The 16,343-nt window shown below is 41.1% G+C and carries 16 protein-coding genes; 7 read left to right on the top strand and 9 right to left on the bottom strand.

Annotated elements, in window-relative coordinates; genetic code table 11:
• The first annotated feature begins 27 nt into the window (after window positions 1-27).
• Complete coding sequence (locus L1999_RS02535; protein WP_235742090.1) at window positions 28-507, top strand: hypothetical protein; 480 nt, start codon at window positions 28-30, stop codon at window positions 505-507.
• A 128-nt stretch (window positions 508-635) separates the two neighbouring features.
• On the opposite strand, the gene L1999_RS02530 is transcribed toward L1999_RS02535, so the two are convergent.
• From L1999_RS02530 to L1999_RS02495, 8 genes are all read right to left on the bottom strand, one after another.
• Window positions 636-1,646: a DUF418 domain-containing protein gene (locus tag L1999_RS02530; RefSeq protein WP_235742089.1), complete on the bottom strand. Its 1,011-nt coding sequence runs from the start codon at window positions 1,644-1,646 to the stop codon at window positions 636-638.
• Between the two features lie 47 nt (window positions 1,647-1,693).
• Window positions 1,694-2,296 carry a class I SAM-dependent methyltransferase gene (locus L1999_RS02525; RefSeq protein WP_235742088.1) on the bottom strand — a complete coding sequence of 201 codons (603 nt, stop codon included), beginning with the start codon at window positions 2,294-2,296 and terminating at the stop codon, window positions 1,694-1,696.
• Window positions 2,297-2,398: 102 nt separating this feature from the next.
• On the bottom strand, window positions 2,399-3,844 hold the full coding sequence (nagE, locus tag L1999_RS02520) for an N-acetylglucosamine-specific PTS transporter subunit IIBC (protein ID WP_235742087.1): 1,446 nt from the start codon (window positions 3,842-3,844) through the stop codon (window positions 2,399-2,401).
• Between the two features lie 251 nt (window positions 3,845-4,095).
• Window positions 4,096-5,007: a Gfo/Idh/MocA family protein gene (locus L1999_RS02515; RefSeq protein ID WP_235742086.1), complete on the bottom strand. Its 912-nt coding sequence runs from the start codon at window positions 5,005-5,007 to the stop codon at window positions 4,096-4,098.
• A gap of 90 nt (window positions 5,008-5,097) precedes the next feature.
• The gene (locus tag L1999_RS02510) at window positions 5,098-5,847 is read right to left on the bottom strand and encodes a sulfite exporter TauE/SafE family protein (protein ID WP_235742085.1); all 750 of its coding nucleotides are present in this window, start codon (window positions 5,845-5,847) and stop codon (window positions 5,098-5,100) included.
• A gap of 137 nt (window positions 5,848-5,984) precedes the next feature.
• Entirely contained in the window at window positions 5,985-6,746 is a 762-nt protein-coding gene (locus tag L1999_RS02505; protein ID WP_235742084.1) for a TerC family protein, read from the bottom strand.
• A gap of 194 nt (window positions 6,747-6,940) precedes the next feature.
• Window positions 6,941-8,053, bottom strand: coding sequence for an FtsZ/tubulin family protein (locus tag L1999_RS02500; RefSeq protein WP_235742083.1), 1,113 nt, complete (start codon window positions 8,051-8,053; stop codon window positions 6,941-6,943).
• Between the two features lie 308 nt (window positions 8,054-8,361).
• Window positions 8,362-9,558, bottom strand: a complete 1,197-nt coding sequence (locus L1999_RS02495) for an MFS transporter (protein WP_235742082.1) — start codon at window positions 9,556-9,558, stop codon at window positions 8,362-8,364.
• A 200-nt stretch (window positions 9,559-9,758) separates the two neighbouring features.
• Here L1999_RS02495 and dltX point away from each other — a divergent pair, with 200 nt between their 5' ends.
• The 5 genes from dltX to dltD are packed head-to-tail and all read left to right on the top strand — an operon-like array spanning window position 9,759 to window position 14,036.
• Window positions 9,759-9,908: a teichoic acid D-Ala incorporation-associated protein DltX gene (gene dltX, locus L1999_RS02490; RefSeq protein WP_235744222.1), complete on the top strand. Its 150-nt coding sequence runs from the start codon at window positions 9,759-9,761 to the stop codon at window positions 9,906-9,908.
• Between the two features lie 18 nt (window positions 9,909-9,926).
• The gene (dltA, locus tag L1999_RS02485; protein ID WP_235742081.1) at window positions 9,927-11,435 is read left to right on the top strand and encodes a D-alanine--poly(phosphoribitol) ligase subunit DltA; all 1,509 of its coding nucleotides are present in this window, start codon (window positions 9,927-9,929) and stop codon (window positions 11,433-11,435) included.
• Complete coding sequence (dltB, locus tag L1999_RS02480; protein WP_235742080.1) at window positions 11,432-12,598, top strand: D-alanyl-lipoteichoic acid biosynthesis protein DltB; 1,167 nt, start codon at window positions 11,432-11,434, stop codon at window positions 12,596-12,598. The genes dltA and dltB overlap by 4 nt, the downstream gene beginning before the upstream one ends.
• A 5-nt stretch (window positions 12,599-12,603) precedes the next feature.
• A complete protein-coding gene (dltC, locus tag L1999_RS02475) occupies window positions 12,604-12,840 on the top strand; it encodes a D-alanine--poly(phosphoribitol) ligase subunit 2 (RefSeq protein WP_215045256.1) in 237 nt (78 codons plus the stop codon).
• A complete protein-coding gene (dltD, locus tag L1999_RS02470; protein ID WP_235742079.1) occupies window positions 12,837-14,036 on the top strand; it encodes a D-alanyl-lipoteichoic acid biosynthesis protein DltD in 1,200 nt (399 codons plus the stop codon). The genes dltC and dltD overlap by 4 nt, the downstream gene beginning before the upstream one ends.
• A gap of 113 nt (window positions 14,037-14,149) precedes the next feature.
• Here the strand turns inward: dltD and L1999_RS02465 are convergent, their stop codons facing one another.
• On the bottom strand, window positions 14,150-15,001 hold the full coding sequence (locus L1999_RS02465; RefSeq protein ID WP_235742078.1) for a helix-turn-helix transcriptional regulator: 852 nt from the start codon (window positions 14,999-15,001) through the stop codon (window positions 14,150-14,152).
• A 105-nt stretch (window positions 15,002-15,106) separates the two neighbouring features.
• Between L1999_RS02465 and fabF the strand changes: the two genes are divergently transcribed.
• Window positions 15,107-16,342, top strand: coding sequence for a beta-ketoacyl-ACP synthase II (fabF, locus tag L1999_RS02460; RefSeq protein ID WP_235742077.1), 1,236 nt, complete (start codon window positions 15,107-15,109; stop codon window positions 16,340-16,342).
• Window position 16,343 lies beyond the last annotated feature (1 nt).

Here is a 16,343-nt window from a genome sequence, read left to right as displayed (position 1 = left end):
TAAATTGAGGATTAGGAGGTGATCGCAGTGAAAAAAGGGCTTTTAGCGATTGTTTTTCCGATCATTTTGCTGTTGTCAGGCTGCTTTAACGACCCTGTTCAAGATGATCTGTTGAATTACGTGAACAAGGAAATGAAACCAGCAGGGAAATTAGAGGCGGCAGCGGTTTCTGCTTATGAAGGGGTGTCTGGTGTGAATTATCAGGATGACCAGACGATGTACGATGCGTTAACGAAAGAAGTTATTCCAAACTATAATGAATTTATTAAAGAACTGAATTCTGTCAAGATAGAAACAGATGAGTTAAGGAAGGTTCACGAGATTTATATTGAGGGGGCTGACATTCAATTTAAGGCATTTGTTACGATTAAACAGGCCTTAGAGGAACAGGATCCGGCACTTATTCAGAAGGCAAATGATATGCTGGCCGATGCGAGAGAGCATATTCGGGATTATAAGACGAAGTTAAACAAACTGGCAGAAGAACATAAGGTCAAATTAAAGTAAATAGGATGTTTACGAAACGGAAAAAGTGCCGGGCCGCATTCCATGTTAGTGCCTGGCACTTTGTTTATCCTGTGAAATTGTGAAATACCCCCTTCCGGACGGATGGGCGGAGAAGGGTTCGGCTAGGTTCATTTTCGCATCGGCGGTAACTCTAGATAGGTCAGCGCTCTCCAAACCCATTCGAATGGGCCGAATTTGAAATAGCGAAACCAAAGTGTACTATAGCTTAATTGAATAACATAGATAGCCAAGCAAATATAGAAGGTTTGAAAATAGTTTATATGACTTTGCAGGTGCAGCATTTTTCCTGCCGCTAAGATTAAGACTGTTTGTACTAAATAATTGGTAAAGGCCATCCTGCCATAGTATTTTAAAGGAGTAAGAAGTTTACGAAAAAAGGGCAATTGAATCAACAAGATTATACAGCCCACATAAAAGGCAGAAACCACGGGACCAATCGTAATACCAATACTTAAAAAATGATGCAATGGGCCGGAGATTGCTTCATCCCAAGCACTGCCGATGAAGTTGGGAGCGGACTGAGATTGAAAAATTAGCCCGCCTAGAGCTAGGCCCAACATGATAACAGTAAAAACAGCTGTTGCCTTTAAGTGATGTGTGATTCTTTCAAACACCTGATATTGCCCCGCAGCGATCCCCAACAATATGAATGGAATAATCATAAAAATTTTTGCAGCAAAAAGACCTAGAACGACTAACATGACGATGCCAAATAAGAGATTGACGCTTCTGGTTACTTTGTAAAATGGGAGGAGAATGAGACCTGCGATGGCATAGAGCGTTAATGCTTCGCCAGGATGAAACTGCATATGTACGAACCCAAATAGGAGTAACGCCATCATTCTCCGTACAAACAAGACTTGTCCTTTTTTTCCTTTTGTATTGGCACGGTGGATGAAAAGATAGAAGCCGACACCAAATAAGAAAGTGAAAATCGTATAAAATCGGCCTTCAATAAATAAATACAAAAACTTCCAATAAGCAGCATCGGCGGTACCTGCTGCCGGGGGATTGGCCGCCAATAATGTGCCAATATTAACCAAAATAATCCCCAATAATGCAAAGCCCCGCAAATAATCTAACACATCAATCCGCTCATTTTCTCCTATAGCACTCATAGCAAACTCCTTAACGGTGCCTGTCACCATTTTTACTATAAACTTGCTTACAGTGTTAGTTTATAGATGATAAACCGTTCGTTTGGGTTATGTTCATATACATATGGCAATGTTACTTCCTTCTTCAGTTCGAAAGCGGTGTCCTGCTCTAAGAAATAGATATAATCCTCGGATGGATAATATAAAACCAATTCGACTTCCCTTGGATGTTCTTCCAAGGACCGCAAAATGTTGTTAACCACTCTCCGAAACACTTGAATCGAGAACGGATTAAAGAAATAAAAGCGATTATCGAATCGGTTGATTTGATATTCCTCTGCTAGGCTGCAAACAAATTGAATTTTACCTTTGCCATTCTTTTTTACATAGCGATTTTGGTTTAACAGCGCCTCATGATAAAGAGCTTCATTCATCTCTACCCCGACAACTGTTACATCAAAAAAGTAATGAAGGTAAAAATTCAGCCTGCCCTTTCCGGATCCAAAGTCCACAATATAATCATCGTGATTGATTTCATAATGGCGGAACAACTCCTCGAGTGCGCTGTATGGAGTCGGTTCGTACCGATGATAATGCAAGGACTTGTTAAATCCCTGCTGGTCACCGCGGGTCTTAATGTTAAATAATTTATCATAATAATATTCTTTCATCAGAAGCTCCTATAATCTCTATTTTACCTTCTTTTATTTTAACAAACAGGACCATAAAAAACCGCTTAGATGATAACGAATCTAAGCGGTTCCTATTCCTATTTATTTCACTTTACGCAGCTTATGAACCTCATCGGCTACAAATTGGACATTGGTACCAATGATAACTTGAATGCTTTGCGGACCAACAATGTTAATTCCCGGTACACCCGTCGATTTAATTTTCTTCTGATCGACTTTACTCATATCCTTCACTTCTAATCGCAAGCGGGTGACGCAGTTATCCACTGAAACCACATTCTCATCGCCGCCCAAGCCTTCATAAATGACCGCTGCCATGGAAGCAAACCTAGATTCCCCCGCTGCCTCCTCTGCCACTGCCTCATCATCGTCTTCTTCGCGGCCAGGAGTCATTAAATTAAATTTCACAATGATATAACGGAATAAGAAGTAGTAAATAACAGCAAACACAAGGCCTTGAACAATTAACATATATGGTTTATTGGCTATTGGAATTTTAAAACTTAACACAAAATCCACAAGCCCGGCACTAAATCCAAAGCCGGCTGTCCAATGGAACGCTGCTGCAATCGCCAAGGATAGCCCTGTTAAGAGGGCATGCACCAAATAAAGCATCGGAGCTAAAAACATGAACGCAAATTCAATCGGTTCTGTTACACCGGTAAAGAACGAGGCAAAGCCAGCAGCTAACATTAAAGAAGCGACTTGCTTCCTCTTCTTAGTTTTAGCCGTATGCACCATGGCCAAAGCAGCAGCAGGCAGCCCGAACATCATGATGGGGAAGAAACCAGCTTGGTACATTCCCGTAACACCCTTTACACCTTTGCTTGCCCAGAAGTTCGTAATATCACTGATTCCAGCCACATCAAACCAGAACACCGAGTTTAAAGCATGGTGAAGCCCCGTTGGTATTAATAAACGGTTGAAGAAACCATAAAGACCCGCACCGACAGCCCCTAAATCACTGATTGTTTCACCAAAAGTAACCAAGGCAGTATAAATGACTGGCCAGATAAAGAATAGTATCCCGGAAACCACCAGCATCGAAACGGCTGTCATAATTGGCACCAACCGTTTACCGCTGAAGAATGCAAAGGCATCGGGTAATTTAACATGGCTATAACGATTGTACATAATCGAAGCCACAATACCGGAAATGATTCCAACAAAGGCATTTTTAATTTTTATAAAAGAGGGGTCGACCTTTGAAGGGTCTACTCTTTCTAGTAATGCCACTGCGTCTGTTGAAAGCAGTGTGGTCACAACTAAGAAAGCAACTAACCCGCTCAATGCTGCCGAACCATCTCTCTCTTTCGACATCCCAAGGGCGACACCGACTGCAAACAGAATCGGTATATTATCGATAATCGAACTCCCCGCCTTAATTAAAAAGGCAGCAAGCGGACTGTCTGCCCCCCAGCCAGTTGGATCAATCCAATACCCGATCCCCATCAAAATCGCCGCTGCCGGCAGGACTGCAACCGGCAACATCAAAGAACTTCCTACTCGTTGGAGATATTTTTTCACTTTTTTTACCCCCTATTCTGATTTTCTTCGCTGCTGCAACTATCAAAAACAAAACGAATAAATAATGACTATAAAACTATAAAGATAGCTGCTTCCTTTCTAGAAAACACCTCCTTTAGGAACTTGCCCCCATTACTAGTTTACTGTCGGGTATTCACGCCTATTACTGATATTAGGACAAAAAATAAAAAAGCATCGAGGTACAAAAAAGCCTTAGCGGCCTTTCATGTTACCTCCATGCTAAAAAGTTATTACTGATCCCTTCCTAACTTGGAAAGGATTTTTTCACAGATCTCATGAGTTTCTAGCGCATCGCTTGCCGATATGCTTACCTTTGAACCCGTGGTAACTGCTTTTACAAAATCCGCAACCATCTGCTCAAACCCACGTTTCCCAAGGGTCGGCTCCCAGTCATTGCCCCGCACCTCGATCGTCTCCATTCCTTTTGAAACAACCAATTTTGAAACATTATAAACACTGCGTTTCTCCAGAGGCCCCATTACCTCAGCGATTTCTTCATTTGTGCCATTGTCCCGGTTCATGATTCCAATGGCTGATGCGCCGCCCGATCTAAACTGAACAATCACATGGTAAAGGGTGTCCTCCGCCATTCTGCCATTAACAATTAACTCGTCAATCGGGTGCGGAAATAAATATCTCATGGTATCCACCACATGGATGAAATCGTCATAGATAAAGCTCCTCGGCTCCCCTGGAAGTGCCTTTCGGTGCTTCTGGACGATAACCATATTCGGATTGGCTACCTGCTTTAGCTGCTGGTAGGAGGGTGCGAATCTTCGATTGAACCCTGTCATTAAAATAAGATTCTTCTTTTCAGCTAATTCGACCAGTCTTGCAGCACTTTCAAACTGGTCTGTCATCGGCTTATCGACAAACACATGGATGTTATGTTGTAGTAATAGCTCCACTATTTCTTCGTGAGAAGCAGTCGAGGAATGGACAAATGCCCCGGCGATTCCACTGCCTAGTAAGGATTCTAGTGAAGAATGAAGATGCTCAAACCGATATTGGCTGCCAATGGCCGTTAGCTTTTCCTGATTACGTGTAAAAAGGTGAAATTCTTGATCCTTCATTTTGCTGTAGACCGGCAAATATGCCTTTTGCGCAATATCTCCGAGTCCAATTACACCGAATTTAGCCACAATGTCTCTCTCCTAAAAAGTTTGTTAGTAGTATGAAGTATTTCAATTATAGATAAAGGACTAGGAATTGCCTTAGTCCTTTATCTTTTGTTAAATTAATAATTTTATAGCTGATACGGCTGTAACCACGATGATAATAATTCGAAAAGGCTTTTCATTAATTTTTTTAATTATGAAAGCCCCGAGAATCGCACCGACCGCAATAGCTGGTATCAATATCACAGCCAATAAAAGCGTTTTTAAATGGATGTTATGCCACGCCAAAATTTGCATCGGTACCTTTGATACATTGACGAGGAAGAAAAACCATGCTGTTGTGCCCAGAAATTCTGCTTTTTTAAACCCTTTTGCTAATAAAAAAACACTGAAGATAGGTCCCGTCGCATTGCCAATCATTGAGGCAAAACCACTAAGAATTCCCGTTAAGGCATAAAACCACTTTCCTTTGGGGACTTTAGCTTCCTCACCCTTTTTCTCCATATAAATCAAAATAAATAAGCAACCGATGACACAAATAGAAATAATCATCTTAAATTGTTCGTCATTCGTATACTCACCAACGAACAGCCCTAATAATAGCCCCGCTGCCACCCATGGAATTAATTGCTTAATATTTTTCCAGTCGGCATGACGATTATAATAATAGATGGCAAAAAGATCAGCCAAAATTAATAAGGGTAAGATGGTCCCGGTCGACTCTTTCCCTCCAAAAATTAAGGCAATGATTGGGATGACCGGCATTGAAAACCCGTTTATGCCCGTTTTTGAAAAACCAATTAAAACAGCCGCAACAATTAACCATATCCACTCTGATATGTTCAAATGAAATAAACTTAACATTTTATTATCCCCTATTAATCTAGCATCTATAATGTTCATGGTACATTAAAAAAAGCAGAAGAACCATTGATGTATTCTTCTGCTTCTATATTCATATTGAGTTTTGCTTACAATAATGTCAATAGCGGCCATGTGTTTTAATGTGATACTCTTTCTGTCCTGTTTTTCCGGATCCCATGCACAATAAACGTAATCACAAAGGCAACCACCATCACGATGATAAAAATTTCATTTGGTATCTCAATATCAACAAGGGTAAGCCCCATTTTAACGGCAATAAACAAAATTAAGAAATACGCCGTCGTTTCGAGCTCCGGTACCCTGTTCATTAAACTGATGAAGAAGGTCGCTACTCCCCGCATCAAAAGAATCCCGATCATACCGCCAAGTAAGACAACCCAAACTTCATCGGAAACGGCAAGTGCAGTCAGGATACTGTCCACCGAAAAGGCTAAGTCCATTAGTTCCACGCTAATAACTGTTGCCCAAAAAACACCAAACGTTTGGGTCAGCCAGCCCTTCGGCTCCCGCACATCCTCCTCGTCTTCCCCTTCTTTACTTTTCAACTTGTCCATAAAGAACTTAACGGAAAGCCACAGTAAATAGAGCGCACCAATTAACTTAATAAACCATAGTTTGATTAAAAACGTCCCAAGTCCGATAAAAATAAACCGGAATAAATAAGCTCCCCATAGTCCGTATACTAAGGCCTTTTTTTGTTGCTGCTTTGGTAATGGTTTCACAAAAGCGGATAAAACCAAAGCATTATCAGCTGATAAGATACATTCCAATACCGCTAACGATAAAATTAATCCCCACGCCTTTGGTGAGGACAATACATCTGCCCACATATGCCAATTCAGCATTGAGGCAAAGTTTGATACCACTTCTTCCCACATCGTTCATTTCTCCTTTTTCCAAAAAACAGCAGCTGTTTCCTAACACGTTGCCTGGATTTATTTTAGCGTATAAATTGCTTTACCCTCTAGTTTTTCGCCTTACTACACACTTTCCCCCTTTATTATACCCTAATAATGGGAGCATTACCCATTAGAAAAGGGCCTGCCTCGGAGATAGAGACTGACCCTTCATTTTACCTTTGATATTTGGATAATTTGGATGTAATGTTCCCTGCTTTCCTCTCCTGCGGCCGGGCTTTTAAGTTAGAGGCCCAGGAAACCTGCGACTCATAATGCTGGGAATATTCCTTATTCACCAAGTGCTGCAGCCGATCTTTATTTTTTTCAAGATGATCTTCAAGAGCCTTCATACGGCGGGCCGGAAATGCCAGCCCTGCCAAAACGGTTGTTATCGTCGGGTCTGATTCCGAAATATAGGTTCCTTCAAACAACTCAAGTGGTTCTCCAACCCTCTCAAAAATCGATGGAACATTGATTAGTTTCGCCATACTTTCAGGACCTTCATAAATTAAGCCAGCACGGATGACGCCTGTCGATTCAACTGGGCAGAAAATCGAGTTTACCCACGATTGCTGAATTTTACTGGTGACATCAGCGGTTGTCTTAGCGTCCGTGATGGTGGTTGACGAGATGATGGTTACTCCTCTTGTTCCGAGGATATTCATTAAATCCGTTTCATCAAAATTCCCAAAAAAGGAGCTCTTTCTTGTTACTTGCAGCACATTATTTATGGCCTCGATGACTTGATGATTGGAAGAAAGGTAGATCTGATGTTTACTTGATTGAGGATTGAGCTTCCGTAATTGATCATTATCAACAAGGAATACGGAGGATAAGGACTCAATTCTGGAAATCTCCTCAAGACAGGCTGCGGCATTGATTCGGTTTCCTGCCAGTGCATTACGGTCCGGGACCACTGCGACCGCTCCGATGTTGACCCCTGGCAGCTGGTCTAATAAGATATCCATTAGGAGCGGGCTCATTCCCGAACCTGTCCCCCCATCTGTAGAGAAGGCTACTAATAACAGTTTAATATTCTTGAAGGACTTTTTGATAAAGTCGATTAGTTCCCGGTAATTCTCATTCACCGCCTTTAACCCAATCGACCGATCCTGACCGGCCCCGCTGTACCCTGGGACAAAGTATTTCTTTTCGACCCTTGTATTGACGGTACCGTCTCTTTGATTTGTATTGATCAGGGCGGCTTGGAAGCCCATAGAGGCAGCAATTTCTGCAATATTTCCGCCTGCCTGGCCGACACCCAAAATCCCAATAGATTTCACCATTTTCGTGATCCCCTCCCTTTCTTTTAAAATCATACTCATATTTTTTAAAATTAGACTTTACCATTTTTAAAAAGCCGCAAAATAGTTATGTTTCAAAGTGAAAAAAGAGGCTGACCCAAAAAGTTGTTGAGGTATTATTTTTTCACACTCTGTTGATTGGAGCGAAGCGACGAGGAGGCTCCCCGTACCGCCCGCGAACCGCTCGCGCCTGGAGCGGAAATCAACAGACTAGTTTAATGTATAAAAAAGTGAGTGCCCTCAAAATATACTTTTGGGACACCCACTTTTAAATGAATTTAGAAAGACACTTAATTTGCTGCCTGCAATGGTTTTATGGAAGAGAGTTTAAGTGATAATGGAAAGGCGAGTAGAAGTAAACAAACCATAAAGCTAATAACCCCTTCCCAGCCAAATTTAGACCAGAAAAATCCCCCCGCAGTACCGGCAATGCTCGAACCAGAGTAGTAGAAAAATAAATAAAGCGATGAGGCTTGAGCTTTGGCCGTGCGCGCCCGTCTGCCCACCCAGCTTGAGGCAATTGAATGTGCTCCAAAAAAGCCAAACGTAAAGACCGCAATCCCGATTATTTTTAATACTAACAGTGCAAACAGAGTCAATAATGATCCGGTAACCATAATGACAAGACCGATCCATAATACCTTCTGTCGTCCTAAGGTATCAGAAAGACGCCCCATCCATGTTGAACTAAATGTTCCAGTCAGATAGACGATAAAAATCCAGCCCACAATGGTTTGGCTTAAGTGATAGGGAGGTGCCAGCAGTTCAAAGCCGATATAATTATACAAAGTCACAAAGCTTCCCATTAAAATAAAAGCGATGCAAAACAAACACAAAAGAGCTGGATCCTTTAAATGCCCAAGCAGTGATTTACTTAGTGCTTTTAGCTTTAGTGGTTTAGGTGTAAAGTGACGAGAGTTTGGCAGGTGAAACCAAAACCATATGCTGAGGATTAAACTGATGATTCCAATACTCCCCATGGCGATGCGCCAAGAGTATAGATCGGTAATGGATCCGGTAATTATTCTGCCTGCCATGCCGCCAATGGAATTCCCACTGATGTAGATGCCCATCGCAATTCCAAGACTCCTAGGTTCGACCTCTTCACCCAGGTAGGCCATCGCAATTGCCGGAAGTCCTGCGAGCACCATTCCTTGCAGAATACGAAATCCGAGCAGCGAACTAAAAGTCGGACTAAAGGCAGTAAATAGTACGATTAATGAAGATAGAAGTAACGAAATCGACATAATCGATTTACGTCCCCACGCCTCGGATAATGAACTAATAAATAACATTGAAATGGCCAGCGTAAACGTGGTTACCGATAAGGTCAGACTCCCAGTGGCCGCCGTGACACCAAATTCTTTTGTAAAGATTGGCAATAAAGGCTGGACATCATAAAGTATCGAAAAGGTAATAAACCCTCCAGCAAAGAGTGCAAAATTTGCCTTTCGAAACGCAGTCGTTCCTTGTTGCAGTTTCTCCAACGGTAAAACCCTCTTCCCTTCTATTTTCCCACCTCCACTTTACTCCTCTGTCACACAAAATTCAAAAACTTGGTGTCAGGCACCAATCCCAATAGAAATAAATTAAAAATTAATTTCCTTTTCATTAAATCTTAATGCAAAGAGTTCGAATGCGGCTTATGATAATATTGTTAAAAAGAGATTACTGCGGGGGAAGCATGATGCTGCAAAAAATAAAAGGTTTCCTTAACCAGGAGAAAGTGAGATGGACCAGCCGGTTTATCTATTACCTGCTCATTCTTCTGTTACTTTTTTTTATGTACGGATTTAATGATGCAAGTGCAGGTTCGTATATTTACAATGATTTTTAATTTCGGGGGGATTTTAAAATGGAATTATTACAAGCCATTGACAACAAGGCTAGGTTGCAACCAGATCAATTGGTCTTTATCTCTCCAGCTAAACAGATCACTTACGGTGAACTTTGGAAGAAATCGGACCAAGTTGCCGCCTTCATTCTAGCACAGAATTTAAAAAAACAATCACCTATTTTGATTTACGGACATATGGAACCAGAAATGCTAATCTCCTTTCTTGGCAGTGTAAAAGCTGGTCATCCCTATATACCTGTAGATACATCCATCCCACTCGAACGTGTTGAAAGAATAATAACGAGTGCTAATCCGGAATTATTGATAAATGCAGCGGGTCTTCCCCTTCCGATCGACCATTCCTCTATTAGAATGGTGAACCTGGAAGAAATGCGGAAGCAGGAGCCTAAAACCATTGATTCATCAACATGGGTTAAAGGCCATGAAAATTTCTATATTATTTATACATCAGGGAGCACAGGGAATCCCAAAGGTGTTCAAATATCTGCTGCAAATCTGCAAAGCTTTGTGGATTGGATGGTAGAAGATTTCCCTATTAAAGGAGGGCTGCGTTTTTTAAACCAAGCTCCGTTTTCCTTTGATCTGTCAGTCATGGATCTCTACCCTTGTTTAGCAAGTGGTGGAACCTTAATCGCGATTACAAAAGAAATGGTCGCTAAGCCAAGACTCTTATTTGAAGAATTAGAGAAATCCGAAACACAGGTATGGACCTCTACACCATCGTTTGTCCAAATGTGTTTAATGGATCCATCATTTAACAGCGACCTGCTTCCGAAATTATCAGTCTTCCTCTTCTGCGGCGAAATTCTTCCTGTTTCAGTCTGCAGGCAGCTGCGGGAACGTTTTCCTGAAGCAGCGATTTTTAATACCTATGGTCCGACGGAGGCAACTGTCGCAGTCACCTTTTTAGAAATAACAGATGAAGTAATAGAGGATTATCAAACTCTTCCAATCGGCATCCCAAAAGCAGATACGCAAATCATCCTATTAAATGAAGAGAATGAACCTGTATCTGAAGGGCAACAAGGAGAAATGATCATTGTTGGGCCGAGTGTAAGTAAAGGCTATTTAGGACAGCCAGAACTAACAAATAAAGCCTTTTTTACCTATAATGGACAGCAGGCATACAGAACGGGTGATGCTGGCTTCAACCAGAAGGGTTTACTTTTTTATAAAGGCAGATTAGACTTTCAAATCAAATTACATGGCTATCGGATGGAACTCGAAGAAATCGAATATCATATTGCCAAATCGAACTATGTGAAATCAGCCGTTGTTGTTCCTATCTATCAAGATGATAAAATTGAATACCTTTCCGTCTTGATCATTCCAGCGGAACATCCTTTTGAAAAAGAATATCAGCTAACGGGTGCGATAAAAAAAGAACTAGGGTTAGTACTGCCCGCCTATATGATTCCACGGAAGTTTTCTTATCATAAGGAACTGCCGATCACACCTAACGGAAAAGTGGATCGCAGGCAAATTCGCGAAAAGGTATTGCAATGATTCCATATAGTTCTTTTACATTCTTTTTCATCCTAGTGATTTTACTAGCACCAACGGTCATCCTTGGCTTACAAGGAAAAAGATTTCAAACTTACAATATGATTGTGACTGTTATCGTCTTAGCCATTATTTTTGCTTCTAAGCCGGCAAGTGCTCTTGCATTGATTCTGTTTACCATCTGGCAGGTTCTATTAATTGAAGGATATATAGCCTATAGAAAACGGGCAAACAGCGGCTGGATTTTTTCATTAGCAGTGATGGCATCGATTCTTCCATTAGCTGTCTATAAATTGCTCCCGTATTTTGCAGAGCCCAATTGGATGGCCTTTTTGGGGATTTCCTATTTAACCTTTAAGGGAACCCAATTGATTATGGAGACAAGGGACGGATTAATCAAACAAAGGCTTCCTCTTGCTCGTTTACTGTATTTCATCTTGTTTTTCCCGACTATTTCATCAGGCCCGATCGACCGTTACCGGCGGTTTGACAAGGATTTAAAAGCAGAACTAACGGGCGAGCAGTATAAGCAGCTTTTATATGACGGGGTCAACAAGCTATTCCGTGGATTTTTATATAAATATATCATCGGCTATTCTATTAATCATTTTTTCATTGCCAACTTAAGATTTATAGCGGTAAATCATTTTCAAAGCCAGCTCTTTTATATGTATGGATATAGCTTTTATTTATTTTTCGATTTTGCCGGCTACAGCGCTTTTGCCATCGGTATCAGCTATATTATGGGAATCAAATCACCGGAAAATTTCAATCTGCCGTTTATCAGCCGCAATATAAAAGATTTCTGGAATCGCTGGCATATGAGCCTTTCCTTCTGGTTTCGTGATTATGTCTACATGCGGTTTGTTTTTTGGATGACGAAAAAGAAGTGGACTAAAAACAGAAACATCATCTCCAACCTCGGTTATGTGTTATTATTTCTGTTAATGGGGGTTTGGCATGGTCTAGAAATTCAATATATTCTCTATGGAATCTATCATGCCCTTCTGATGGTCTGCTACAACACCTTCGAGCAGTTTAACAAAAAGCATAAATGGTGGCCGCAAACTAGATTCACACGGATCATTAGTATTGTGATTACCTTCCACTTTATTTGCTTTGGATTTTATCTATTTTCAGGACATTTTATTCAAAAAGGAGTATGATTTCGATGGAATTTAAAGATCAAGTGATTGAGTTACTAGCAGAAATTTGTCAAGATGAGGTTATAAAAGATAATCCAGATATTCATTTATTTGATGAGGCACTATTAGACTCATTCGGAACAGTGGAGCTATTAGTTCAAGTTGAAGAGCGCTTTGGCATCCTTGTCCCGATTACTGAATTTGACCGGGATACTTGGAATACTCCCAATAACATCGCCATTCAGTTGGCTGATTTGAGATGAAGAAGCCCGTTTTCATCCCGCTTTTTTTAGCTTTCTTGGTTTTGTTTATCCTGGTAATCATTCCAGATCGCTGGATTGAAAGCCTGATTCCGAAAAACCGAATTAGCCAGGCGGCAACGGAATTAAATCCCGTCATGTTTCAAGGAAAGTATATCCAGCAAAAAATGCTCGAGGACGACCGTTATCTGCCCATCTATGGATCTTCAGAACTGGCAAGGCTGGATCGGTTTCATCCGTCTAATTACTTTCAAGAAGTCCATGAAGGCTTCACGCCATTTCTTGTTGGCCGAGGCGGAACCGAATCACTGATTCATTTTTTAAATTTTTCCGAGCATATGGATCAGTTAAAGGATAAGAAAATCGTATTTGTGTTGTCACCGCAATGGTTTAATCCACAAGGTGCCGATGAATCACATTTTGTTCCTAATTATTCTTCGTTGCAGGGGTATGATTTTGCGTTTAATAAACAGGTTGATCCAGAGGTGAAGAAAAGGGCGATTAAGCGTCTCTTAACCTATTCATCTGTGAAAAATGACCCCATTCTCTCAACTCTATATAAGGCTGAGATTACAAATGATCCGTGGATAAAACGGGAAGCAAGCGCACTTCGCCCCGCCGCGGTTGTCTACCGGCATTTACTAGCCAAAAAGGACTTATATTACTCATTGGCAGGCTGGTTCTCCCGTCATCGAGACCTAACCCCTAAGGTCAGAAATAAATCATGGGACCAATTGGCGCAAGAAGCGGAACATTATGGTGCGAAGCGGGCAACGAACAATCATTTTTATATCAGTAACTCGCAATATAATAAAATTAAAGGTTTCCTGCCGTCTTTAAAAAACAAAGATTTGAAGCGCTCATACGGTGAATCAAAAGAATACGGAGACTTTCAGCTTGTCCTCGATGTTTTAAAGCAATCGGGTGCAAAGCCATTGTTTATCTCTGTTCCGGTCAATGGTCATTATTATGATTATACTGGGTTCCCTAAAGAAGGCCGTGCAGCCTATTATTCTAGAATTAAACAGCAAATTGAAGCAGATGGTTTTCAAGTTGCCGATTTTTCTGATCATGAATATGATCCTTATTTCATGAAGGATACTATTCATATTGGCTGGAAGGGCTGGGTTTACACAGACCGGGCCATTAAGGAATTTTATGAGGGCAGCGATCAAAATCTTGCGATGATGAATTTTTAAAACAACACCAGCTATTTTCATAAAGAAAGAAGGCAGCTCCGAAAAATCGGTTAGCTGCCTTCTTTTATTCCTGTCTTCCCGATAGCTCTACATGACCGCGGGTGAGTGGTTGTCTATTGATGATTATTTTGATGTTTAATTAATCGCTTTAACTTAGATTCTGTTCCGGTATCTTCAGCTGGTGTATAGACACTGCATCTTAAGTCATTATTTCCCTGTACTTGTAAAGAAGTTAAATTAAAAATCATTTTTCCCGCCTTAGCATGACGAAATTCAATTTGCATTTCCGGAGCTGAACTCACTTCACCTTCATGCCATAAAAGGCGAAAGTCGGGATAAGCCTGTTCCAAGTCCTCAATAAATTGTTTATACCACTTATCGGCTACATATTGCCCGTAATAGGTGCGAAAAATAGCAAGAAACCCTTTCACAAAATGCTCCCAATTAACTGCTAGACTCCGAAATTCCTTTCTTGAAAACAATAATTGAATAAGATTCCTTTCCTCAATTGGAATCTGGTCAAAATCTAAAAAAACATTTGCAGCGGCCAGATTCCAGCCAACAATAAACAAGCGCCGATCAGTAATTATCGTTGGGCAGTACTGGAGTTCCTGAAGTATTTTTTTCAAGGATGGACTAATTTTTGTTTCTTCTATATTGGAGGAGACAGGATCTACTCCCTCTTCCAAGGCCAATGCATATAAGTACTTTTTTTCATCTTTATTTAATTGCAATGCATCTGAAATAGCATCTAAAACGGAAGTTGATACTTTAATTTCCCTTCCCTGCTCTAACCATGTATACCAAGTGGTACTTACACCTGCTAATTGAGCAACTTCCTCTCTTCTGAGACCCGGTGTCCTCCTTCGTGTACCAGCTGGAAGTCCGACCATTTGAGGATTCAATTTGGAACGCTTGGCTTTTAGAAACTCTGATAATGCTTGCAGTCTAGTTTCAGGATTCATAACATCTCCTCCTATCATGGTATTCATTATACTATGATAAACAACAACTTGTAATAGGATATAAATGAGTTAAAATGAATAGAAATGAAGGCAGGAGGAATCACGATGAAAAGAGTAGTTATAACAGGAATGGGAATTATCTCACCGCTTGGCAATGATCTTGATACATTTTGGGGTAATTTAGTGGAAGGAACATCAGGAATTTCTACCATTGATAGCTTTGATGTATCTAATTCTAAAACAAAGATAGCTGGTGTTGTTCGTAACCTAGATGCAGAGGGACGGTGGGGGATAAAGGAAGCCAAACGATTGGATCGCTTTGCCCAGTTTGCTTTAGCCGCAGCCGAGCAAGCACTAGAAACTTCTGAATTACAACTCGAAAAAATTGATCGTGAACGTCTTGGCGTTTATGTTGGTTCCGGAATTGGAGGTATCCAAACCTTTGTTGATAATGTGAATCTGCTAAACGAACGAGGTCCTGGAAGAGTAAGTCCTAATTTAGTCCCGATGATGATTACCAACGCCGCGGCAGCTCAAATCAGTATTAAATTTGGTGCACATGGTCCATCCTTATCACCAGTAACCGCATGTTCTATTGGTAATACAGCGATTGGTGAAGCCTTTAATACCATTCGCTATGGTGATGCAGATGTTATTTTTGCGGGTGGAACGGAAGCAGCCATCACCAATTTATCCCTGGCAAGTTTCGGTAATGCAAAAGCATTATCCACCAGAAATGAGGATCCCGCACTGGCAAGCAGACCGTTTGATGCGAATCGAGATGGTTTTGTCATGAGTGAAGGTGCCGGAATTTTAGTGTTAGAATCATTTGAACATGCCGTTCAAAGAAACGCACCGATCTTTTGTGAAGTAATCGGGTATGGTGCCAGTTCTGATGCTCATCATATGGTGGCCACACACCCTGAAGGAAAAGGTGCCTATCTAGCGATGCGAAATGCCTTACTAAAGGCCAATCTATCGATTGATGAGGTCGATGTGATCAGTGCCCACGCAACGAGTACACAGCTGGGTGATCTTTCGGAGACGATGGCGATAAAGAGGCTGTTTGGAGATTATGCCTATAAAATACCCGTTACCGCCAATAAATCGATGCTTGGCCACATGCTTGGTGCTGCTGGTGGTGCGGAGGCAATTGCTCTTGTGAAAAGCCTCCAGCAAGGGATCGTGCCTCCAACGATCAATCTAGAAAATCGAGATCCTGATTGTGATTTAGATTATGTTGCAGAGGGTGCTAGGAGAATCCCATTGTCTATCGGTATATCGAATTCATTTGGTTTTGGCGGTCATAATTCAGCGATTGTATTGAAAAAATTTGAATAAG

Source organism: Neobacillus drentensis, from assembly GCF_021560175.1.
GTDB lineage: Bacteria > Bacillota > Bacilli > Bacillales > Cytobacillaceae > Neobacillus > Neobacillus drentensis_A.
Note: the sequence above shows the minus strand (reverse complement) of the source record. Positions and strands in the feature narration are given on the sequence as shown.